This is a genomic window from Paenibacillus sp. FSL R7-0163, assembly GCF_037969975.1.
Classification (GTDB): Bacteria; Bacillota; Bacilli; order Paenibacillales; family Paenibacillaceae; genus Paenibacillus_AQ; species Paenibacillus_AQ odorifer.
In genome coordinates this window covers 4,840,594-4,863,697 of the sequence record NZ_CP150224.1, presented here as the reverse complement: position 1 = coordinate 4,863,697, position 23,104 = coordinate 4,840,594, and the positions used below count along the sequence as shown (strand labels likewise).

The 23,104-nt window shown below is 43.2% G+C and carries 18 protein-coding genes; 13 read left to right on the top strand and 5 right to left on the bottom strand.

The features are described 5' to 3' along the window. Window positions 1–6 precede the first annotated feature (6 nt). Window positions 7–2,265, top strand: coding sequence for a PKD domain-containing protein (locus NST45_RS21380; RefSeq protein ID WP_076224692.1), 2,259 nt, complete (start codon window positions 7–9; stop codon window positions 2,263–2,265). 12 nt (window positions 2,266–2,277) lie between these two features. Next, window positions 2,278–6,072, top strand: coding sequence for a hypothetical protein (locus NST45_RS21375; RefSeq protein ID WP_339823748.1), 3,795 nt, complete (start codon window positions 2,278–2,280; stop codon window positions 6,070–6,072). An 87-nt stretch (window positions 6,073–6,159) separates the two neighbouring features. Here the strand turns inward: NST45_RS21375 and NST45_RS21370 are convergent, their stop codons facing one another. After that, complete coding sequence (locus NST45_RS21370; protein WP_036681725.1) at window positions 6,160–6,792, bottom strand: hypothetical protein; 633 nt, start codon at window positions 6,790–6,792, stop codon at window positions 6,160–6,162. 303 nt (window positions 6,793–7,095) lie between these two features. Here NST45_RS21370 and tkt point away from each other — a divergent pair, with 303 nt between their 5' ends. Further along, a complete protein-coding gene (gene tkt, locus NST45_RS21365; protein ID WP_036681727.1) occupies window positions 7,096–9,138 on the top strand; it encodes a transketolase in 2,043 nt (680 codons plus the stop codon). Window positions 9,139–9,171: 33 nt separating this feature from the next. Continuing rightward, window positions 9,172–9,489 (top strand): pyrimidine/purine nucleoside phosphorylase, encoded by a 318-nt coding sequence (locus NST45_RS21360; RefSeq protein ID WP_036681729.1) that lies wholly within the window; start codon window positions 9,172–9,174, stop codon window positions 9,487–9,489. A gap of 484 nt (window positions 9,490–9,973) precedes the next feature. Here the strand turns inward: NST45_RS21360 and NST45_RS21355 are convergent, their stop codons facing one another. The 3 genes from NST45_RS21355 to NST45_RS21345 form a co-directional block, all read right to left on the bottom strand. Then, the gene (locus tag NST45_RS21355) at window positions 9,974–10,837 is read right to left on the bottom strand and encodes an IS3 family transposase (protein WP_339826219.1); all 864 of its coding nucleotides are present in this window, start codon (window positions 10,835–10,837) and stop codon (window positions 9,974–9,976) included. An 11-nt stretch (window positions 10,838–10,848) separates the two neighbouring features. Further along, window positions 10,849–11,166 carry a transposase gene (locus NST45_RS21350; protein ID WP_036683594.1) on the bottom strand — a complete coding sequence of 106 codons (318 nt, stop codon included), beginning with the start codon at window positions 11,164–11,166 and terminating at the stop codon, window positions 10,849–10,851. A gap of 1,435 nt (window positions 11,167–12,601) precedes the next feature. Continuing rightward, window positions 12,602–13,504, bottom strand: a complete 903-nt coding sequence (locus NST45_RS21345; RefSeq protein WP_076099037.1) for an NAD(P)-dependent oxidoreductase — start codon at window positions 13,502–13,504, stop codon at window positions 12,602–12,604. A gap of 234 nt (window positions 13,505–13,738) precedes the next feature. On the opposite strand from NST45_RS21345, the gene NST45_RS21340 reads away from it, so the two are divergent. From NST45_RS21340 to NST45_RS21330, 3 genes are all read left to right on the top strand, one after another. Further along, window positions 13,739–15,094, top strand: coding sequence for a glucose-6-phosphate isomerase (locus tag NST45_RS21340; protein WP_036681734.1), 1,356 nt, complete (start codon window positions 13,739–13,741; stop codon window positions 15,092–15,094). Between the two features lie 146 nt (window positions 15,095–15,240). After that, window positions 15,241–15,873, top strand: a complete 633-nt coding sequence (locus NST45_RS21335; protein ID WP_076147476.1) for a YigZ family protein — start codon at window positions 15,241–15,243, stop codon at window positions 15,871–15,873. A gap of 3 nt (window positions 15,874–15,876) precedes the next feature. Continuing rightward, window positions 15,877–16,458, top strand: coding sequence for a TetR/AcrR family transcriptional regulator (locus NST45_RS21330; protein WP_036681739.1), 582 nt, complete (start codon window positions 15,877–15,879; stop codon window positions 16,456–16,458). Window positions 16,459–16,604: 146 nt separating this feature from the next. On the opposite strand, the gene NST45_RS21325 is transcribed toward NST45_RS21330, so the two are convergent. Next, on the bottom strand, window positions 16,605–17,006 hold the full coding sequence (locus NST45_RS21325; RefSeq protein ID WP_036681742.1) for a secondary thiamine-phosphate synthase enzyme YjbQ: 402 nt from the start codon (window positions 17,004–17,006) through the stop codon (window positions 16,605–16,607). A 208-nt stretch (window positions 17,007–17,214) separates the two neighbouring features. Here NST45_RS21325 and cysT point away from each other — a divergent pair, with 208 nt between their 5' ends. The 6 genes from cysT to NST45_RS21295 all read left to right on the top strand — a co-directional run bounded on the left by cysT (window position 17,215) and on the right by NST45_RS21295 (window position 23,089). After that, on the top strand, window positions 17,215–18,030 hold the full coding sequence (cysT, locus tag NST45_RS21320) for a sulfate ABC transporter permease subunit CysT (RefSeq protein WP_036681743.1): 816 nt from the start codon (window positions 17,215–17,217) through the stop codon (window positions 18,028–18,030). Beyond that, complete coding sequence (locus NST45_RS21315) at window positions 18,027–18,824, top strand: sulfate ABC transporter permease subunit (RefSeq protein WP_036681745.1); 798 nt, start codon at window positions 18,027–18,029, stop codon at window positions 18,822–18,824. The genes cysT and NST45_RS21315 overlap by 4 nt, the downstream gene beginning before the upstream one ends. Before the next feature lies 1 nt (window position 18,825). Beyond that, window positions 18,826–19,890 (top strand): sulfate ABC transporter ATP-binding protein, encoded by a 1,065-nt coding sequence (gene cysA / locus NST45_RS21310; RefSeq protein WP_076104838.1) that lies wholly within the window; start codon window positions 18,826–18,828, stop codon window positions 19,888–19,890. A 315-nt stretch (window positions 19,891–20,205) separates the two neighbouring features. After that, window positions 20,206–21,273, top strand: coding sequence for a sulfate ABC transporter substrate-binding protein (locus NST45_RS21305; RefSeq protein ID WP_076147474.1), 1,068 nt, complete (start codon window positions 20,206–20,208; stop codon window positions 21,271–21,273). A gap of 139 nt (window positions 21,274–21,412) precedes the next feature. Beyond that, on the top strand, window positions 21,413–22,198 hold the full coding sequence (locus tag NST45_RS21300; protein WP_339823743.1) for an MBL fold metallo-hydrolase: 786 nt from the start codon (window positions 21,413–21,415) through the stop codon (window positions 22,196–22,198). Between the two features lie 309 nt (window positions 22,199–22,507). Further along, window positions 22,508–23,089, top strand: a complete 582-nt coding sequence (locus NST45_RS21295) for a GNAT family N-acetyltransferase (RefSeq protein WP_036681765.1) — start codon at window positions 22,508–22,510, stop codon at window positions 23,087–23,089. The last annotated feature ends 15 nt before the right edge of the window (window positions 23,090–23,104 follow it).

The window sequence follows — 23,104 nt, the reverse complement described above, 5'->3', positions numbered from 1 at the left end:
GTAGGAATGAAAAAAATAATCATCTCATGTCTATGCATTATGCTACTCACTTCCCTAATGACAACCATTTCAGTAGAAGCAGCTGAGATGAAATTGATCTCGGTTGCTGTTCCTATTACTACAGGATTGCAAGGATCAAGCAATGCTGCTAAGGACTTTTATCTGGAACTTCCTAGTGGAGTATCTAGTTCATCAGTTAAGACAGGTACTTTTAAATATAGTGGATCTAACGAAAAAACCAACCTTTCTCTTGAGAATGGGAAAATTAAGGTTACATTAAAGGGAGTATCTAATCAAAAGTATATAAAAGAGGTTCAGGGTTATAGAGCTTCTTTTGAGTCGCTTTATGAGTCTGAAATATACAATTCAATATGGTTATACTCAGACGGTAGAAGATGGCAAATCAACGAGTACGATGAATACAAAGATCAAATGAAGACAAAAGACGTAGCTGCTGCAGATGGTTATCCCTCTAAGAATCCACCAACAACGGTAGTAACTGCAGGACCTTTTCAAAAAAATGAATACCTAAAGTGGTATAACGGATCGAAGACGGAAGTTATTGATTCTCAAGATATTATTCAATCTACTATAAAATCTTATGTTGTTAAGAAATCTTCTTATGCTCAAGATCCAAAGTTTAAAAATGGAAGAATTATTTTGAACTATATGATTCCTGCAGGGGTACCTTGGGACCCTGAAGATAATACGGGTTTAACTGGAAAAGCAGAAGGTCGGAAATATTATGCTTACACACATTATTATTATAAGGCTGACGCCAAAGTAACCACCTACAGCTACGGGGGAACAGTCAGCTTTGAATACGGTCTCCCAGATGAAGCTACACTCACAGGTTCCGCAATTATAGAACAACCTAATCCAAACCCAATTAAGTTTGATAATAAGAACGTGCCAGTTAAAATCGCTTTGAAGGGCGAACTCGTATCCTATAAAGATACTTCGAACATTTCAGAATGGATTTTTTATGCCAAAGAAAAAGGGAATGACAGTTCACTCCAGACAAAAAAGGTGTATACCAAAACCCTAACGGCAAACGAAACTTTCAAATTTGTAATTCCAAAGGAGAAAGTGGCAGGTAAAAGTAACTACAGTCAAGAGTACGAACTAAGTATAGTAGTGAGATTTAAGAATGAAGTCGTGACCAAAAGAAGTAAGTTCGACTCGTTAAAAGAATCTTTTACAGTCAAAGCAGGAGTGTATACAACCTCAGATCCTCCGGGAGGAGGGTTTCCAGGTCCTACATCACCGCCAGAACTACCGAGAGAGTTAAAACCTCCAGTAGCTCTTATAAATGCACCCAAAACTGTAAAAGCAGGACAAGAGTTTGTAGCCAGTGCAGCAGGGTCGTATGACCCTGATGGTTATATTACGGATTACTTTTGGGATACGCCTAATGCTAAGGGAGAATTGAGCACTTTGCCAAGGGGAACGCTTTGGTATGATAAAGACCATTTGGGGGAACAAACACTTGCTTTGACTGTAATAGACGATGACAAAATGACTGGAAGTACTAGCACTGAGATCAATGTCATCGAGCCAAAACCAGATGCATCTATCAGGGTAGATGGTACATTAAAGCAAAATCGAAAGGTTATCATACAAAGTTACGTTAGTAGCCCGACTCACTATCCGTTAGTAGATGCTAAGACTAAAATCACCATCACAGCCGTATCAGGTGGAACGAATTCTGATATTAAATATAGCGGATCCCTGAACGGAGTATATAGCAAAGATGTGCTATTCAAGAAGCCAGGGAAATATAAAGCAACCATTTTTGTGGAGAATACATTAGGGCTAACTGCGAGAAACGAAACAACTTTTGATATAGCACCAGACCAGAAACCTTTTGCGTACTTTACGATGGCTGGAACTGCGTATCGTAATCCTTCAGATGGTAATCAAGCGACCCTATCAATAGATGATATGTCTTACTCTCCAGATCAAGATATTGTGGTTAGTAGGCTTTGGGAATACCGCTACGATTCAGATAACAACGGTAGTTTTACAGGTGAGCCATGGGCTATTTTTAGCAATGAGAATTTAGATCGTTTGAATCTCAAGGTAAAGGAAGTCGGAAAATACGAAGTAAGACTAACTGTATTTGAAGAGTTTGGTCAGCCGACTATTGCTGAGTTTGTGACGCAGGCTGATCGGCAATCCATAGATTCGGAAGCTACACAAAATGTAATCGAACGAATCTTTACGGTTAAAAATCAAGCACCTGATGTCGATTGGTCATGGTAGAGAGGATTAGAGATGCGGAAATTAAAAAAAACAATTTCAACGTTTATGGCCCTTGTATTACTACTTCTTTCATTCCCTGAATTTTATTCGGGGAGTGTTAAGGTAGAGGCGGCAGGTGACCCAAATATCGTCAATTTTATGGATATTCGTCTTGAAGGATTTAATAAAACAACTCCTTGGGAGCCTGCTATGGGGAATATAGGATCTTTGAATTTGAATATGCCTGCTATGACCCTAACCAATATTACTTTTAATCTAACAACAAGAATACTGCGCTACGATTATGTACCTGATGCGCCTGTAATTTTAACATCAGGGGATATTAATTGGTACTATGATACGCAGCGTACTAGATTTCTTAATATTTACAGTTATATGTACAGGACAGATGGAAGTGGTAATACTGATTATGCTACTGATGCCTCATGGAGAATTGAAGAAATGCCACCTGTGAAAAGTTCGGATAGTCTTCAGTTTAACCTTGACAGAAATACGACCGCTTTTTATGAAAGTTATGCTTATCCAACGAAGTATGGAATTCCAAAAGCTCTTAAAGTCGCACTAAGAGCAAGTGATGCGCAACACCAACCTAACGAATGGATGAATGGTTGGCATAACAACGTATATTATGATTGGGATAACATACCTCTAATAATAAATTCAGCACCTACGCTCACAGTGACTACACCAAGCGAGCAGCAGCTACTGAATGAGCCAGGATTCAGTGGTATGAACATCGAGGGATATGTTCGAGATGTGGACAATAATGATCTAGTCGTTAGTGCTGAAATCCCTAATGTGTTCTATAAACAAGTCAATATCCAACAGGCATTAAATAATAAATGGTTTTCCATCCCAATAGATGTTTTGGCAGACGGAATTCCTCCTGGACGGCACAATATCATTATCAAGGTTGTGGATCCTTATAATTATAAGGATGAGAAATCGTTGGTCGTTAATGTATCCTATAGGCTTAGGAATAAATCCTTTATATTGATTAACACTCCTATAGACATATCAACCACATACAAGGACTATGAAGGAGATTTTAAATATCAAGAACGCTATAGATACGATCATAACCCGTATTTCTTCGATAATTCGATGGGTATCATTTCGGATAGTGGGTTATGGCGTTCAGAAAGGTATACCTCCTTTCCATATAGCGGACTCTATAACGCAACCTTTCAAGCACGAGATAATCCTAAAAACGATGACCGATTCGATGACTATCGTTTATGGAGTCGAGATAATTTATCCTCAATGACCTATCATGTTCATCGGAAGCCCATTGCATTGTTTGCTGCCAAACTGGCGTGGGGATCTCTTCAGCTAACAGATAGTTCCTACGATTTGGACCACATCATGGCTGTTAATAAGGGACTTATAGCTTGGCAATGGCAGTATAAAAAAACTGATTCTGAAATATGGACAGACGGTCAACCGCCAGCTCAATTACCGAGTTCTGGACAATATGACATACGCCTTAGAGTACGTGATGTCGATGGCGAAAATGGGTTAGGGGTCTGGAGCGACTGGTGTGTAAGGACGGTGGGGGCTGCAGGTAATCTACCTCCCGTAGCGCTATTTACTGTTGATCCTAATATTGTTTCCTATCGCAAAGCTACTACCATAACAGACAAATCGTTTGATCCGGATAATGATCCATTAGATATGTATTACTGGACGGTTATCAAAGATGGTTGGAACAAAGTTTGGGAGCATTGGGGTGGAGCTACAACGCCACCTAATATCGCAGCTTTTGGAATCGGTAATTATCAAATTAGTTTACAAGTGCATGACAACCGAGGTTTATGGTCAGATTGGTATCGCCAAAATGTCCAGGTGATTAATCACCCACCCGCAGCAGCATTTAACATGCCAGCTGAAGTATATCGAGATACTGTAATTACAATGGATAATCTAACACCAGATCCTGATGAAGATGGAGATTCGCTTGCTTATTTATGGTACATCAAACTCAACAATAGTCCTTATTATTATGCTGGCAGTAACCGGAACCAATCTTTGACGATACGAGATCTTATTGCTGGAAACGGAATTTCACCGCAACAGGCTATATCAGAAGGATGGGAAATGCGCCTTAAAGCAACAGACGTACCTAATCCCTCAAGTATTGGAGCTTTAAGTTCCAATGCAACACGTGTATTTACTGTTAAAAATCATGTTCCAACAGCTGCTATTAATGGTCCATCGGCAGTATTCCAATATGATACCCGACAATATACATCTTTTGATGAGGATGGAGATCTCTCAGATCTCGCTAGTCTGCAATACTTCTGGAAAGTAACAGATAGTGATGGCATTACGCAATGGTTTCGAACTCCTAATATTGATGTTAATTTTCCTGAGTCCGGTATCTATACATTGGAACACTGGGTTATCGATCAGATCGGTGATAAGTCTAATATAGCTACGTTGAAGGTGAATGTTACTAAGAATCTAGCGCCCTCGATGACCTTGATAACCCCGTCGGGAACCGTAACCAATCCATCCGTAATAGATGCCGAAATACAAGGAGATCCATTAATTAAATGGAATTATACAGATCCAGAGAGTGATCGGCAGGAGAAGTACCGTTTAGAATTTTTTTCAAAAGACGGACTCTTAGTTAAGACAGTTGAAAACCTTGACACCACAGGTCAGCTGCGGCAATATCAACTCCCTAACCATACATTCAATCGATTTGAATACTTCACTGTATATGGGCGGGCTTATTCCAAGTTATCCTGGTCAGACATATCTAACGAAAAAACGTTTATCATCGACAATCCGCCGCAGCCTGGATTCACATTAATCACGGATACAGGTAGAGATGCTGCCAAAGAGCCGATTTATCGGACGGATCTTCTTAATATCAAGAGCAAAGCGACGGATCCAGACCTTCCAAAAGGAGATACGATCAGCTATAAGTATGATTTGAAATCATCCAACGGGACGTACGGATTGGCTAGTACTCAAGCTGAATTTACGAAGAAATTCACCTCAAATGGCGTCTTCACCTTGAAACAAACCGTTACGGATTCTCTAGGACTGTATCGAGAGCTATCTCTGATTATCACCGTAGCCAACCGTAAACCGACCGTAACGATAACGTACCCAACAAGTACTGACTCAAGTAAGCCTATGATCGCAAGTACGCTTACACCAATCATCAAGTGGGATTATCAAGATGAGGATCGAGATGAACAACAGCGGTATAAGGTACAAATTATCAACTTGGCGACAGGGATGGTTAAGGTTCAATCTGGCGAACAAAATTCAAGTGCCAAACAGTGGCAAGTGCCCGCGGGAATATTGGTTGAGAACGAAAAATATGCCGTGGAAGTGGAAGCTTTTGATGGTTATAACTGGAGTAATATCTCAGCGCGTAAATATTTCATGGTTAATCTGCTGAGTATTAAAGGTGGGGTCCAGCACACAGAGGAATGGAATAACAACCGTAAAGGCTACAATTTGAACAAGAGCGGTAATGAGGAGAGTCCAAGAGGCTACAATGTGTTTTGGGCAGGTGAGCGATTTATATTGCAAGGGATAGCAACCGGTCTACCTGATACTGTTGAGGTAACGATGACGGGAGGTTATTCTACGCAACTAAATCCAACGAACAGTGACAAAACCTTGTGGACAGGCGAATTATATGATCCAGCATTTGTGAAACTTCCCGATGGTCCAGTGAAATTTACCTTCACAGCTAAGAATGAGTACAATACCAAAATAGATACAGTTACTGTTGTGATCGCTGGCGATTGGTCCGAATATTTTCGGAACCATCGTGTGAAGTAATGATATATCTACGACGTTATCCTTTTTTCATCTAAAAAGGGCTACGCGGAAATACGATCGCATAGCCCTTTTTTTACGAGCAACAACTTATATAACTCCTTCAGTCCGTTCTTCATTCATTCTCATCATTCTTGTCGCAACGGAAGGTGTATGTAAAGGTATATTCGTCGAACGCGCAGAGGCTCTTTGAGCTCTACGCACATAATAGGATAACTTGCCGCTGAATATTTTATGGGAACAGAGTGAAAGAGCGAAATCCTCCGGGGTAACAAAGCAGGAAGGCTTATTCACAGGCTGAACTGCGGTATTTTCAAATAAGGAAGCAACAAAATGAGAGCAGAAATAAGCGTTCTCTCGATCTATTTTAACATTTAGAAGTACGCCGATCAGGCCTAAAAGATGGTATTTATAACGTTCCTGATTTTTCATCATCCCTTGGACATGATTGTACATGGCATCGTATTCCGTGGCACTAACACGTAACTGATAAATAGAGCAATTTGCGCTGCTATAAAAAGGGTGAATGAAATTTTCTTGAATCAGACCCGCGACGAATGGATTGTGCATTTTTTTTCTTCCGAAGCTGTACACCTCACGTAGTTCACTATCAAAGGCGATCGAAGCATGGTTCAGATCAGCTTTTGTAAACCACTTAATGAAACCACTGAAGGCTGTACCTGTACCGGTAAGCACAATATAAACATCCTTTTTCGAAGTCATGTTCAGAATTCCTTTCCACTTGGAGATATTGGATAATGAATGAAAATTTTACTTGAGTAACTCCATCTTACTTTATATTCGAGCATTGTAAAACAAACTTTAGTCGCAATAGAAAACTAGACCATAGGCTAAGTAAAAACCCGTCTCATGACATAGTTACTTTTGCGTATATAAATGCGTAGATATTGCAAAACATAAGCTGTCAAACAAAGAGTTTTTAAAAACAATTGGAATTGCTTCCACACTAGTGATACAATAAGAGTCAAAATGACATTCTTGAGATTTCAGAGGAGGAACTATTAAATGAGTGAACAAGAACAAGCGATCCAGAAGGAAGAAAACTCAACAGTAGATAACCTGTCTATCACAACAATTCGTACGTTGGCTATTGATGCTATCGAAAAAGCGAATTCCGGCCATCCAGGTATGCCAATGGGTTCTGCACCAATGGGCTACCAACTGTTTGCAAAAACAATGAATCATAACCCTGATCATCCAACATGGGTAAACCGCGATCGTTTTGTATTGTCCGCTGGACATGGTTCCATGCTTCTGTACAGCTTGCTGCACCTTAGCGGCTATGATCTTCCTATGGAAGAATTGAAACAATTCCGTCAATGGGGTAGCTTGACTCCTGGTCACCCGGAAGTTGGTCACACAGCTGGTGTTGATGCAACTACAGGTCCGCTTGGACAAGGTATTGGTATGGCCGTTGGTATGGCTATGGCCGAAGCTCAATTGGGCGCAACCTACAACAAAGAAGGACATAACGTAGTTGACCACTATACTTATGCTATTTGTGGTGATGGTGACCTTATGGAAGGGATCTCTTCTGAGTCCGCTTCTCTTGCGGGTCATTTGAAACTCGGAAAATTGGTTGTATTGTATGATTCAAATGATATTTCCCTTGATGGTAAATTGAATCTTTCTTTCTCCGAAAATGTAGCTCAACGTTTTGATGCTTATGGTTGGCAAGTTCTGCGTGTAGAAGACGGAAATGACCTTCCGGCTATTGAAAAAGCTATTGCTGAGGCGCAAGCTGAGACTAGCAAACCGACTTTGATCGAAGTGAAAACGGTTATTGGTTATGGTAGCCCTAACAAACAAGGTAAAGGCGGCCATGGCGGTACTCACGGTTCTCCACTTGGAGCAGAAGAAGCTAAGCTGACCAAAGATTTCTACAAATGGGTATACGAAGAAGATTTCTATGTGCCTGACGAAGTTCGTGCACATTTTGCAGAAGTGAAGAAAAACGGAATCGCAGCTAACAAAGCTTGGGACGATAAATTTGCAGCTTACAAAAAAGCATATCCAGAGCTGGCTGCACAATTCGAAACAGTAATCAATGGCGATCTTCCAGAAGGCTGGGATGCTAACCTTCCAACTTACACTACTGAAGATAAAGCAGTATCGACTCGTGTCGCTTCCGGTAGTGCGCTTAACGGTCTGACTGCTGGCGTTCCTCAGCTAGTGGGTGGTTCCGCTGACTTGGAAAGCTCCACTATGACGCATTTGAATGGTTTGACATCTTTCACACCAGAATCTTATGATGGCCGCAACATTTATTTCGGCGTACGTGAGTTTGGTATGGCTGCTGCAATGAACGGTATTGCTCTGCACACTGGTCTTAAAGTATTCGGAGGAACATTCTTCGTATTCACTGACTACCTGCGTCCAGCAATTCGTTTGGCTTCGATCATGAAATTGCCAGTAACCTATGTACTGACACATGACAGTATTGCAGTTGGTGAAGATGGTCCTACGCATGAACCAATCGAACAATTGGCTTCCTTGCGTATCATCCCAGGTCTAACTGTTATTCGTCCGGCTGATGCTAACGAAACTTCTGCAGCATGGGCTTATGCTATGGAAAACAAAGAGAATCCGGTTGCTTTGGTTCTGACCCGTCAAAACTTGCCAATTCTTGCTGGAACCGTAGATGGCGTTCGTGAAAATATCAAACGTGGTGGTTATGTTGTCTCTGATTCCAAAAATGGCACTCCACAAGCACAACTTATCGCAACTGGTTCTGAAGTACAGTTGGCAGTTAAAGCGCAAGCTGCTTTGGCAGAAGAAGGCATCGATGTTCGTGTAATCAGCTTGCCAAGCTGGGATCTGTTCGAAAAACAAGACAAAGAATATCGCGATTCCGTAATTCTTCCAGGAGTCAAAGCTCGTCTTGCTATCGAAATGGCACAAACCTTCGGCTGGGAACGTTACACTGGTGACCAAGGCGATATCCTAGGCATCACTACTTTCGGAGCTTCCGCCCCTGGCGATAGAGTTATGAAAGAATACGGCTTTACTGTAGAGAACGTAGTTAGCCGTGTGAAAGCACTTCTGTAATTAACTGAATAATCATTAGGGGGAGAACAAGTAATGAGTCAGTTTAACAACGCAACGATCGAAAAAGCAGCCAATGTATATTATGGCGGACAAGTAACCAGCCGTACGGTAATTTTGCAAGATGGATCTAAGGTGACACTGGGCATCATGTTGCCGGGTGTGTATGAATTTGGTACAGATGGTCCTGAAATTATGGAGATTCTGTCCGGCGATCTTAAAGTGCTGCTTCCTGGCACTGAGGTATGGCAGGAGATTAAGGGAGCGTCAACGTTCAATGTTCCTGGCAACTCTAAATTTGCGTTGGAAGTATTTGAAGTAACTGATTATTGCTGTTCTTACCCGGTTCTATAGAAAACAGACTTTTCTAAGGGTTGTCCTATAAGTAGCTTTTTTCATTGAGTGAGACGACCCGGATACACTTTAAAAATCGTAGAAGTCAGCAAAGCAGCGGTTCTCCCGTTATTGGAGGATCGCTGCTTTTTGTTGTAGCTGGTGATTGCTTGATGTTCAATTATGTATTCATTATGCTCCTTTTGCAGCTTAAGGAAGTAGATGACATTAGGGCTGGGTCGGATAATCACTAAATTAGCACTGAGTCATAACCATCCCCACCGCGTACGGACCCAGACGACGTTAGCGCTGGAGCAACACTAATTTAACACTGGGTCAGCACCATTCCTACCACTTAAGGACCCAGATGACGCTATTAGCAAATTTATAGCCTTTTGAATAGGGTTTCGGACTCCAGTGCAGCTATTCCATAGAAACAGCCTCATAATTGGCATTTTTTATGCCAATAACGACTATGGTGGACCTCTGTCAAGAAAGTGGACAGTCACGCAACAGACATTCTAGTCAATTGCTCAGCAAAACGAACTGGAGAAAGATACCCCAGCGCGCAATGCATTCGCTTGCGGTTATAATAAAACTCAATATATTGAAAAAGTGTCTGGTAGGCTTGCTCCTTAGTTTTGAATCGTGGATTACAATAAATGAGCTCCTTTTTCAAAATGCTGTGCCACGACTCGATACAGGCGTTATCATAACAGTTACCTCTGCGGCTCATGCTGGACTCCATGCCATACGCTTTCAACTGCTTCGTGTATTCATGAGAAGTATATTGAGAACCTCTATCGGAGTGATGTAATAGATCCTTTTCCGGTTGTTTAGCTTCGTAAGCATCTTGTAAGGCGCCCGAAATTAAGCTAGTTTCCATATGGTTCTCCAAGCGCCACCCCACGATTTCGCGCGTGCAAAGGTCCATTACACTAGCCAGGTACAAGCGCCCTCCCCGGCAAGGAATGTACGTAATGTCGGTAACCCATACTGAATTGGGTTTGAGTATTTTAAATTGCTGGTTCAGCGTATTCGGGGCAATCGGATGGTCATGATTGGAGTCAGTGGTCTGTACGCGATACGTTTTGGAGACAATGGAGCGAAGCTTCATATGTCGCATGTACACACTCACCGTGCGTTCGGTAACGGTATAACCTTCTTGATGTAACAGGCGGGTGATCTTCGGACTCCCATACCGCTTTTGATGGTCTGCAAAATGATACTGAATTCGCTTCATTATCGCAGCCTTACGAAGCATATGCGTACTGTTTTTTTCTGTCCGCCACTTGTAGTACCCGCTCCGTGACACATGTAGGGTCATGCACATCTTCTCCAAGAGAAACTCGGAGCGATGTTTTTCAATAAACTGGAATCTCAGTTCCTTGGTTTGCTGAAGATGTGCACTGCTTTTTTTACGATCGCTAATTCCTCTTCCACATCAGCAATCTTGTTATCTTTTTCTTGAAGTTGACGGCTCATTTCTTTCAACTGTGCCTCGAGTTCCCGTACTCGATCCACGCTAGCTGCCGGTTCATTCTTTAGTTCTCGATACTGGCTCATCCATTGATGCAGGGTACTTTTTGGGATGTTGAGCTCTTCCGCCAAGTCGCCCACTGTCTTTGTTTGCTCTTGAATGAACTGCACTGTCTGTTTTTTAAATTCTTCGTTATACCGTTGTCGATGTTCTCCCATGTGAACACACCTCCGTGGACTCATTATCGCCAGTCTGTTAACTACTGTCCACTTTTTATTCTAGCTTCATGGAGTCCGATAGCATGCCAAATGTGAGATTATACTGCGAATAAGGTCAGCTGAGTCCGATAGCGCTGTGTCATCACCAACTTTAGGCACCCGGTTAGCGCCAACCCACCGCGTACGGACCCAGATGACGTTAACACTAGATCAACACCAATGTAGCACCGGGTCGACACCAATCCTACCGCTAAGGACCCAGATGACGCTATTAGCAAATTTATAGTCTTTTGAGCAAGTTTTCGGACACCAGTGCAACTATTCCATGGAAATAGGCCCATAATTGGCGCTTTTTATGCCAATAGCGACTATGGAGTCCGATAGCATACCAAATGTGAGATTACACTGCGAATAAGGTCAGCTGAGTCCGATGGCGCAGTGTCATCACCAACTTTAGGCGCCGGGTCCGCACCAACCCACTGCGTACGGACCCAGATGACGTTAACGCTGGATCATCACCAATTTAGAACCGGGTCAACCCCAATCCTACCGCTTAAGGACCCAGATGACGCTATTAGCAAATTTATAGTCTTTTGAGCAAGTTTTCGGACACCAGTGCAACTATTCCATGGAAATAGTCTCATAATTGGCGCTTTTTATGCCAATAGTGACTAGGGAGTCCGATAGCATGCCAAATGTGAGATTATACTGCGAATAAGGTCAGCTGAGTCCGATAGAGATAGCTGTGTACCGCAGAGGTTACTTAGTTAAAGGAGCTTGAGGTTTGGAGCGAGGGAGAGGTTCCAGAAAATACGGGATATACCGTAGTCATCAAGCGATCATCTTGGTAAACAATTTGCAACTAACCAGCAGCTCACCCAGTGACTCCTCCAGTAACTAAGCAGCAACTAACCAGCAGCTCACCCAGTGACTCCTCCAGTAACTAAGCAGCAACTAACCAGCAGCTCATCCAGTGACTATCCAACAACTTCTCCAGTATCTATCAAACAATTCAGCGCTCCTTCAGTAACTCTTCTGAAATTATCTAACAACTATCCAGTAACTTCTCCAGTATCTACCCAACATTTCAGCACTCCCTCAGTAACTTTTTTGTGACTATTTAGCAACTCATCAGTAACTCCACCAGTAACTAACCAGCATTTCACCACTAATTCAGTAACTTTTTGCGACTAACCAGTACTTCGCGACCTTCTTAGTAACTATCCCACCAACACCGCCACAACGTTATGAGTAACTCCACAGCAACCAATATTTTCTTGCACTAAAACAGTTAATTTGGTATTATAAATATACAAACAAACGTTCTTATATTTGGTTTGACAATGGGATTGTCTATAAAGAAAAGACCGCATCGCAATATCATGTGCGGGGCGGTCGTAAATGTTCTTATGAAGTAGGTATTGAGTTCTTGAATTTATTTATCGGATACATTTGCACCCATCTTTTGGCCGATCCACTCTTCGTAACATTTCACTACGGCAGAGAGATCTTCTTCACCATAACCTTGGGTGAATCCAGCTTGGAACATGCTTTTAGCCAAGCCCAGCATAGGAGAAGGAACGCCTGTTGAATCGCTATGGGCAGAGGCAAGCTTCAAATCCTTAAGCATTAGAGCGAGGGAGAATTGATTGCTGAAATCATCTTCTATGATTTTACGGCCTTTAAGCTCAGCTTGTTTGCTGCCCGCTGAACCAAGTTGTACCAGTTCCAAGAACTTGTCTGCTGGTACACCTGATTTAACGGCAATGGCGAACCCTTCGGCTAGGGCAACATTATGAATGCCGACCATAGCATTGTGAGCCAGCTTGGCTACAGCACCGCTGCCGTTTTCACCCATATGTAGCAGCTTCTTACCCAAAGTATCAAAGATATCACGATGTTGTTCTATGACCTCAGCACTACCGCCGACCATGAACACTAAGGTTCCTTCAATCGCTGCTGGTTTGCTTCCAGTTACTGGAGCGTCTAGGAAATGTCCACCACGAGCTTCTACAGCGGCGGCAATTTCGCGAACCAGTCCCGGTGAAATTGTGCTGGAATCAATAATTAGTCCACCGGGCTTCACAGCATCAAGAATACCATCTTGACCATAAAACACTTCACGAACCGAATCATCATTGCTGATCATGGTAATAATAACATCCTTACCCTCAGCCGCTTCGCGGGGCGTGAGAGCAGTCTGGGCACCTTCTGCTTCAAGAGGTTTACATTTGGCTGCCGTACGGTTGTATACCGTAACCTGAAAGCCGCCACGTAGTAAATTGGAGGCCATAGGCGCACCCATTGTTCCGAGTCCGATAAAACCGATTTGTTTCATTTATATAGCCACCTTCCGTTTTCTTTATTCTATCACGGCACTTTGTCCAGCACCACAGCGCACCCATGTCTTTTGATACAGGAAACGCTTCCAAGGAACTTTGGAAAACTTGGTTCTAATGCCCTCTATGTGCCCTAAGACCTTGCCAGTCAAGGCAAATTAAAGTATCCTAATTATAAAGTTGTAACAAACGGTTTTAAATTTAAAGAGATAAACAGGAGGTTACCATTACCGATGTCTAAGAAGATTAATTTTGACTACACAAAAGCTCTTTCGTTTTTTAACCAACAAGAAATCGACAACCTTGCCGCCCCAGTTAAGCTAGCACACGAACAGTTGCATAACAAAACTGGTGTAGGTTCTGACTACCTTGGATGGATCGATCTGCCGACAGCTTACGATAAGGAAGAATTTGCTCGCATTCAACAAGCTGCTAAGAAGATCCAAAGCGATTCCGAGGTGCTGATTGTAATTGGTATCGGAGGTTCTTATCTGGGAGCACGCGCAGCTATTGAGGCGCTATCGCATTCTTTCTACAATAACCTTTCTAAAGATAAACGCAAAACTCCAGAAGTTTATTTCGCTGGTAATAACATTAGCTCTACATACATCACGCATCTGCTTGATCTAGTAGAAGGCAAAGACTTCTCCGTGAACGTAATCTCCAAATCAGGAACTACTACTGAGCCAGCAATTGCTTTCCGCATTTTCCGCGCTGCGCTGGAGAAGAAATACGGCAAGGAAGAAGCTCGTAAACGCATTTACGCTACTACAGACAAGGAAAAAGGTGCCCTTAAGAAATTGGCAACTGAAGAAGGTTATGAATCCTTCATCATTCCAGACGATGTAGGCGGACGTTACTCCGTATTGACACCTGTAGGCTTGCTGCCGATTGCTGTAGCTGGCATTAACATTGAAGAAATGATGCAAGGTGCTGCTGCCGCTGCGGATGAGTTCAACAATCCAGATGTAGCTACTAACCAAGCTTATCAATATGCTGCAGTTCGTAACGCTCTATACCGTAAAGGTAAAACAACTGAAATCCTCGTCAACTATGAGCCTTCCTTACACTTTGTATCTGAGTGGTGGAAACAATTGTTTGGCGAAAGTGAAGGTAAGGACTTCAAAGGAATTTATCCTTCTTCCGTTGATTTCTCCACAGATCTACACTCCATGGGTCAATTTATCCAAGAAGGTAACCGCAACATTTTTGAAACGGTTATCCAAGTAGATCAAGTAGCTCATCATGTTACGATTGAGAATGATCCGGATGATCTGGACGGCTTGAACTTCTTAACAGGAAAGACTATGGATTTTGTGAATAAGAAAGCTTTCCAAGGTACAATGCTTGCACATACAGATGGTCAAGTACCTAACCTTATCGTTACTATTCCTGATCAAACACCATACACCTTTGGATATTTGGTGTACTTCTTTGAAAAAGCCTGCGGTATCAGCGGATACTTGCTCGGTGTTAACCCATTTGACCAACCAGGCGTAGAAGCATACAAGAAAAACATGTTCGCATTGCTTGGCAAACCAGGTTACGAAAAAGAAAAAGCAGAGCTAGAAGCAAGACTTACTGAATAGTATTGCAGTAGGTTTTACAATAGCTAGTTATCACAGAACATTCATACTAATGTAAGTCACCAGGAGCAGTCCATAGGTAATCCAATACCGGGACTGCTCCTGACATTATATGAAGACATCATATGTAAATAAGGACTGGAATAATTATGTTAGAACACTATCGAACGGTCCGCTCTTCCGGCTCAAAGGAAGTTGTGATCCGCAAATCTCGCTTCATTGGTCATGTTATGCCAGTGGAGAATGAAGAAGAAGCTTTGTTGTTTATCGAGGACATCAAGAAGAAACATTGGAACGCAACGCATAACTGTTCTGCTTATGTGATTGGGGAGAGAGACGAAATCCAGAGGCAATCGGACGACGGGGAGCCGAGTGGTACAGCCGGCAAACCGATTTTGGAAGTAATCCGCAATCAGGGAGTTAAAAATGTCGCAATCGTAGTTACCCGTTATTTCGGAGGCATTATGCTGGGTGCCGGTGGGCTGATTAGAGCTTATACGGATGGAGCAGTGCTTGCGCTTGAAGCAGGAGAAGTAATCACCCGTGTACTGAGACGGGAGGTATTCGTAGAGGTCGAGTACACTTGGCTGGGCAAGGTTGAGAACGAACTTCGAGGAAGAGGGATTCAGACTGGCGAGACTTTGTTCACCGACAAAGTAACGTTGTTATGTTTGCCGCGAAATGATGAGGGTGAGACTTTTATGGCATGGATGACAGATCTAACCCAAGGGCAAGCCCTGATAACAGAAGGGCGGCGGATTTACTACAGCGAAGGGGATTAGTATATGGCAAGGAGAGCAGTGGAGCAGGAGTTGTCGAGGGAAAGGATTCTAGAGGCCGCTAGGCATCTATTTATAACCAAAGGGTATCGGGCAATTTCAATGCGAAGTATTGGTCAGCATTTGGGATATAGCCACGGCTCTCTCTATTATCATTTCAAGGAAAAGGCGGAGTTGTTCTACGCTATTGTTGTAGAGGATTTTAATCATGTGGCTGCTTTACTCAGCCAAGTAATGAATAAACCGCCTGAAGAAGGCATGACAAGGGTAGAACAGCTGATTATGGAATTTATTAGATTTGGAATAGATCATCCCTATCAATATGAAATTATGTTCATGATTCGCGATGAGGAATTGCTAGCTTATTGTAGAGCAGAACAGGGACGATGTTTTGATTTATTCTCAAGTATTGTACGCCGTCATATGAAGGAAGAGGGATATGTGTCTGAGGACTGGCAGAATGTGCCGTTAACAATGTTCTTGTCTGCACACGGATTTATTTCTTATTATATCCAGGATAAAGTATCGTTTGACGATGTGAAAGAGGCAGCGTTAGCTCATATAAAGGTTTTATGTCGCAGCCTTTAACATGCTGTTTTTTTTATAGATCTTCACTTTAAAGCTGTGCATTGGTATAACACTGCTTCTCTGCTTGATGAAAGTATTACTAGACTCTGGTTATAGTCTAAATGGCCGCTCCGTAGCGATAACGGAAGCGGCCATTTGTATGTTTATTATCCCTCTACTATTTTTAAGAAACATTGCCGGCGTCTAGGTCCATCGAACTCACAGAAATAAATACCTTGCCAACGACCGAGAATTAATTCACCTTCGTGAATGATCAGGGTCTGGGAAGGCCCGGTAGTAATAGATTTAAGATGAGAGGCAGTATTGCCTTCCGCATGCCGATACTTCGGATGCTCCCAAGGGTAGACCTCATCCAGACGCATCAGAACATCATGCTTCACATCAGGATCCGCATTTTCATTAATAGCAATACCAGCAGTGGTGTGAGGACAATAAACTACAATTAATCCGTCTTGAATTCCACTTTTTTTTACATAAGAAATGACTTCCCGAGTAATATCACGTAATTCATCCCGCTTTGTAGTAGTGATCTCCAGAGTATGCAACATAATCATTCCCCTTCCTGTGAGGTGCCATTTTTTAGTATACCTTTGATACATATATTTTAACCCAAATTCACTTGAAAGTAATTGACGGCGGTGAGAAGGATTTGGTAAAGTAGTAATAATATAAAACCAAGTATATAAATAGGAATAATTAATGAGGATTTTGGTTAGTATACCGACCGGTTATCCGGAGGTGGGAGGGCAAAAATCATTGAATTCGCTGCTTAGACACAAAGGCTGGACTTGGGGTTTCCGAACTACAATTTTGCTCTATTTTGTAGTATTGATCGTGTTGCCCATACTCGGGGTCTATTACAACTCTTTTTCTCTTGGTTTTGGCAATTTTGTGGAAAGCGTCAGCGATCCAATTGCTTGGAAGTCGGTGCTGTTAACCTTAAAGCTGGCGATTATCGCTACTTTAATTAATGTCTTGTTAGGAACTATGATTGCTTGGGTCCTTATTCGTTATCAATTTGCTGGTAAAGCGCTGCTAAACAGTCTGGTCGATTTACCTTTTGCACTTCCAACAGCTGTCGGAGGTTTGATGATTCTACTGCTGCTTGGACCAGGTAGTCTTATCGGCAAAGCAGTTGAGGCACTTGGATTTGAAATTGTTTTTCATCAACCGGCTATCGTAGTTGCTATGGTGTTCGTGACGTTTCCATTCGTGATTCGAGCGGTTCAGCCCTTGCTGGAGGAGTTGGATCCATCCGAAGAGGAAGCAGCATATACAATGGGTGCCAAGGGGGCAAGGGTATTCTGGCAAGTTATTCTTCCATCTATGGCGCCTGGGATGATCAGTGGTGGGATGCTCGCATTTTCAAGAGCGCTTGCGGAATTTGGTGCAGTGGTACTCGTCGCAGGGAATATTCCGGGCCGTACGCTTGTATCTTCTGTTTTTATTTTTGGTGAAGTTGAAAGTGATAATCCGGTCTCCGCCGCTGCGGTTTCTGTTATTCTCTTGACCTTATCCTTTCTCATTCTTTGGCTGATTAATATGCTGCAGATGCGGGGGAGACGCTCATGAGAAAACTATGGATTGCTCTTACTTATTTAGTGTTTTTTTTGCTGATTGCTGCTCCATTAGGAAAAATGGCTATGGGTGCTTTTAGTGAAGGATTTGGTGGATTCTGGAATGCACTGACTAGGCCCGAAGCGCTGCATGCGCTTATGATGACTGGGCTTGTTGTGATAGTAGTTACGTTATTAAATACATTGTTCGGTATTATGATGGCACTGTATCTTGTTCGGGCGAACTGGATCGGCAAGCGTCTAAAAGGATTATTGAACAGTATTGTAGATTTGCCTTACGCAGTATCCCCTGTAATTGGAGGATTGATGATTGTCCTGTTGCTGGGTCCCGATAGTACCTTGGGGGCGATTTTTGAGGGGATTGGACTAAAGATCGTTTATGCGATTCCCGGAATGATCATTGCCACTTTATTTGTTACCTTTCCTTTAATGGTGCGCGAGGTGATGCCGGTGCTTCAGGAGATTGGTTCACAGCAGGAGGAAGCGGCTTCGACATTGGGCGCTCGTAGCTGGACTATTTTTTGGAAGGTAACTTGGCCTTCGATTCGTTGGGCGGTTGTGTATGGTGTCATTCTTACGGTGGCACGTTCACTTGGAGAGTTCGGTGCGGTGCTCGTGGTCTCGGGGAACATTATGAATAAAACCCAGACGGCGACAACTTTAGTCTATCAGGATGTTGAGAATTTTAATGTAACGGCTGCTGGAGGAATAGCGCTAGTTCTGGCTGCATTTTCCGCAGGTCTGCTGCTGTTGATGGAATGGACCAAGAGAAGAAAGGAAGTGCAGTAATATGCATGTAGAAGTGCGGGGGTTAAACAAGCATTTTGGAGATTTTCATGCGGTCAAGGACGTCAATTTCACCATTACAAAAGGTCACCTGATTGGATTGCTCGGCCCAAGTGGAGGCGGGAAAACCTCAATTCTACGTATGCTGGCGGGACTGGAGTCACCGGATACCGGAGAGATTATTTTTCATGGTCAAACGGTGAACAATCTTCCTCCTCAAGAACGTGGGATCGGCTTCGTCTTCCAGAACTATGCACTCTTCAAACATATGACTGTATTTGATAATATCGCTTTTGGTCTAAAGGTTAAAAAGGCTAACAAAACAGCCATCCGCGATCGTGTTATGGAACTTGTGGAGCTTACAGGGTTAAAAGGGTTCGAGAAACGTTATCCGCATCAGCTATCAGGGGGACAACGTCAGCGTGTGGCTTTTGCACGTGCGCTTGCGCCTGAACCACAGCTGCTGCTTTTAGATGAACCTTTTGCCGCTATTGATGCGAAGATCCGCCAGGAGCTGCGCGCTTGGCTGCGTGAACTGATTGAACGTGTAGGTATCACCTCTATTTTCGTAACCCATGACCAAGATGAAGCGATTGAAGTAGCGGATGAAATCATGATTATTAATCAAGGACGCTTGGAACAAAAGGGTACCCCGTGGGATATTTACAAGGAGCCTAAAACACCGTTCGTGGCAACATTTATCGGTGAATCTACGCTGATTGAGAACGCTTCTGAGGTTAAAGGCTTTACAGGTGCGGGGGACGGCAAGCCTACCAAAGCACTGATTCGTCCTGAATATATTGAAGTGGGTAACCTGCATGAGTTCAAGATGGCTTCTGCCACGGAAAAAGGTGTTGTGAAACATCTGCATTTCCGCGGAAGCGAATGGCTCGTTGAGGTTGAAGTAAATGGCCACAAGCTGGTCACCTACCGTTCGTTGGAGAAAGAAACCTTGCAGCCGGGTCAGGAAATTTCAGTACTGGTACATCGGGCTTATTTATTTAATGATGAGCGCAGCTGGATCCAGGAGAACAACCTGAAAGAAGATCCAATGCCGATTTTTATTTAAAAATAAATAAAATGATTTTCAATTTTTTTGATAATAGCGAATGTGATGAGCTAGGATTAGAGGAACTGATGTGAAGGTAAGAGTAATGAAGTGGAAGTTTGGAACTGTAGGAGCGGAGTGACCGCCTTTGTTTCCGGATTTAATCCGCTGAGAATATAAAATCAATAAATCTGGGAACAACAGCGGCCGAAAGTCCAAACATTCCACGTAATTACGGCAAAGACCAAACGTTGGTTACTTGAATTTTAAGTTTCAGCCATAGAGCTACTTTCAAGGAAATATTAAAAATCATTACCTCGAAGGATGTGGGCCGCAATGAATGTCAAAAGGAGCAGACAACTGCACGGATGTTTTGCTGCCCTAATGCTGGCCATACTCACGCTGACAGCAGTCGGTTGCGGGAATGTGAAGGCAGTTACGACGATGGCAGAGCCTTCGAAGCAAGGGGATGTTACGCTGGTAATTGGCGCATACAGTGTGGCTAAGGATGCAATGCAGGATATTTTGCCGTTATTTGCTGCGAAGTGGAAAGCGGATACGGGTCAGGATATTATTTTTCAGGAGTCTTATGAGGCTTCAGGGACACAGGCGCGAGCGATTGTAGGTGGATTTGAAGCGGATGTGACGCTGCTAGCCATGGAAGGTGATGTCGAGAAGCTAGTTAAGGCTGGACTCGTAGCGCCGACATGGAAAGAGCAGGGTGAAAAAGGCATGGTGACACGTTCAGTAGTTGCTCTTGGTACCCGCGAGGGAAATCCCAAAGGCATTCGCGATTTTGTAGACTTAGCCAAGCCGGGGATTAAAGTGTTATATCCCAACCCTAAGACCTCTGGTGGTGCGCAATGGGATATCAACGCGATCTATGGGGCTGGTCTTAAGCTGTCAGAGGAGCAGGAGGGCGCAAAGGATCCAGCAGCAGCCAAAGCTTTTTTGGAAAGTATCCATGCCAATGTAGAGTCTCTGGATAAAAGTGGCCGCGCTTCTATGGCAGCCTTCGAGTATGGAGTGGGGGATGTAATTGTCACCTATGAAAACGAACTGCTGGCGCGGATTGCCCAGGGAGTCAAATACGAAGTTATTATTCCTAAAAATACAATTCTGATTGAGAATCCGGCGGCTGTTGTAGAGAAATATGCGGATGGGCATGGGACACGCATAGCATCAGAAGCACTGGTTGATTTTTTGATAACCCCACAGGCACAAGAGATCTTTGCAAAATATGGCTTTCGTCCCGTGGATAAACAAGTCTATGCTGAGCACAAAAGCGATTACCCTGATCCGGCGGGCCTCTTTGATATTAACTATTTAGGAGGCTGGGATGAGGTGCGAAGCTCACTTTATTCCAAGCGTGGAATTTGGTATCAGGTACTTGCCGGAATATAAGGTAGAGGTATAACAAAAGAGTCATCCCAGCAGTTCTTCTGTGGTGGGGATGGCTTTTTTTGGTGGGTCTCTTTAAGATAGAGAAAGGGTAATTTAGATTTAAGACTTCGTTGAAGAGAACCTGAAGGAGAGATAGCGGATGGATACGTTGGTGTTTTTGGGTACAGGGGATGCCATGGGGGTTCCTCGGGTATATTGCAGCTGTGAGACCTGTACAGAGGCAAGGGAACAGGGGGAAAATATTCGCCTGCGCTCTTCTGTACTTATAGATAATGGCAGTGACTTTTTAGTGATCGATTGTGGACCTGACTGGCGGCGTCAGATGGAGGCGCAGGGAGTACGGAATATGCGCAGACTGCTGGTGACACACGCTCATTTTGATCATATTGGTGGGCTGCCGGAATGGGCGGATTCTTGCCGCTGGATGGGATATAAGGGCCAGCTCTATGCTCCAGCAGAAGTGATCCCGATAATAGAGCGGCAATATCCATGGCTGCGCAATCAGATCGAGATGATTCCTTGTGATGAAGGCATAGAGCTAGACGGCTGGACAATAGATACCTGGAAAGTGAACCATGGCAAGAATGGATACTCGTATGCTTTTCGTCTGGAGAAGGAGGGCTATGTATGGGTGTATTGTCCAGATTCCATTTCTCTAGGAGATGGAGAGACACGCCTGATGCATGGAGCTGACTTGCTGGTCTTAGGTACAAGCTTCTATTACGAAGCAGCGGAGTTATCGACTCGTTCTGTATACGATATGACGGAAGCAGCGGAGCTGCTGCAAACTGTGAAGCCTCAAAAGGCAATCTATACCCATATGTCGCATGATGTGGATATGAGAAAATCATATATTTTACCGGAAAATGTTACGCTGGCCGAAACGGGGATGAGAATACCCTTAGGATCTTCAGATGAAATTTAGGTAAAAAGAAAACTCCCTTCATTTGCTGGAAGGGAGTTTTCTTGATCTTATTTAAACCTGTTATATTCCGCCTTGTTGAATCCGTTTAATTAACTCTTCAAGCCAATAAACGGAGTGCTCTGCTTTAGTTGAAATATTCACTAAATCAAAAAGGGACATCATTCGGGCAACTTCAGCCTGTTGATGTTCCTTTTGTGATTTCTATTGCATTCAGTATTCAGATCCCCATTTATACTATATAATCAAAAAGCATATCGTATTATTTTTACATATTTAGAATAATTATCATCGCCAAAGGAGGAGTATGAAGTGGCTGACTCCAAGGATCCAATCCTGCTTGATTTTCCCGAGAGTTTTGAAACAGAGAGGCTGCTCATTCGTGCCCCTTTATGGGGAGATGGAGTTAGCATGAATGAGGCTATCCGTGAAAGTATAGATGAATTGAGACCTTGGATGGCTTTTGCTCAAGTAATACCCACATTAGAAGAATCAGAGAAAGTTACTAGAGAAGGCAGACTGGAGTTTCTAAAAAGGGATAAGCTACATATGCGTATTTTTAGAAGGGATACGGAGGGTTTTATCGGCTGCATTAGCCTGCATCATCTAAACTGGGAACTCCGCAATTTTGAGATTGGTTATTGGATCCGGAGCGCCTGTGCAGGCAAAGGATATATGACAGAAGCCGTAAATGGAATCACCAATTTTGCCATACGGGAACTAGGGGCGAATCGTCTCGAAATCTTTTGTAGTGCACGAAATACCAAAAGTGCCGCGGTAGCCGAACGTGCGGGTTTTACACTGGAAGGGATCCTGCGCAGTGCGAGTCTTGGGTATGACGGGGAACGGCATGACAGTAAGGTGTTCGCTAAGGTTAGAGGTTTAGAATTTTAAGTGAGAGGGCTGGTT

Coding starts and splice junctions, on each gene's coding strand:
- NST45_RS21380 (WP_076224692.1), top strand. CDS start 7: ATGAAAAAAATAATCATCTCATGTCTATGCATTATGCTACTCACTTCC.
- NST45_RS21375 (WP_339823748.1), top strand. CDS start 2,278: ATGCGGAAATTAAAAAAAACAATTTCAACGTTTATGGCCCTTGTATTA.
- NST45_RS21370 (WP_036681725.1), bottom strand. CDS start 6,792: ATGACTTCGAAAAAGGATGTTTATATTGTGCTTACCGGTACAGGTACA.
- tkt (WP_036681727.1), top strand. CDS start 7,096: ATGAGTGAACAAGAACAAGCGATCCAGAAGGAAGAAAACTCAACAGTA.
- NST45_RS21360 (WP_036681729.1), top strand. CDS start 9,172: ATGAGTCAGTTTAACAACGCAACGATCGAAAAAGCAGCCAATGTATAT.
- NST45_RS21350 (WP_036683594.1), bottom strand. CDS start 11,166: ATGGGAGAACATCGACAACGGTATAACGAAGAATTTAAAAAACAGACA.
- NST45_RS21345 (WP_076099037.1), bottom strand. CDS start 13,504: ATGAAACAAATCGGTTTTATCGGACTCGGAACAATGGGTGCGCCTATG.
- NST45_RS21340 (WP_036681734.1), top strand. CDS start 13,739: ATGTCTAAGAAGATTAATTTTGACTACACAAAAGCTCTTTCGTTTTTT.
- NST45_RS21335 (WP_076147476.1), top strand. CDS start 15,241: ATGTTAGAACACTATCGAACGGTCCGCTCTTCCGGCTCAAAGGAAGTT.
- NST45_RS21330 (WP_036681739.1), top strand. CDS start 15,877: ATGGCAAGGAGAGCAGTGGAGCAGGAGTTGTCGAGGGAAAGGATTCTA.
- NST45_RS21325 (WP_036681742.1), bottom strand. CDS start 17,006: ATGTTGCATACTCTGGAGATCACTACTACAAAGCGGGATGAATTACGT.
- NST45_RS21315 (WP_036681745.1), top strand. CDS start 18,027: ATGAGAAAACTATGGATTGCTCTTACTTATTTAGTGTTTTTTTTGCTG.
- cysA (WP_076104838.1), top strand. CDS start 18,826: ATGCATGTAGAAGTGCGGGGGTTAAACAAGCATTTTGGAGATTTTCAT.
- NST45_RS21305 (WP_076147474.1), top strand. CDS start 20,206: ATGAATGTCAAAAGGAGCAGACAACTGCACGGATGTTTTGCTGCCCTA.
- NST45_RS21300 (WP_339823743.1), top strand. CDS start 21,413: ATGGATACGTTGGTGTTTTTGGGTACAGGGGATGCCATGGGGGTTCCT.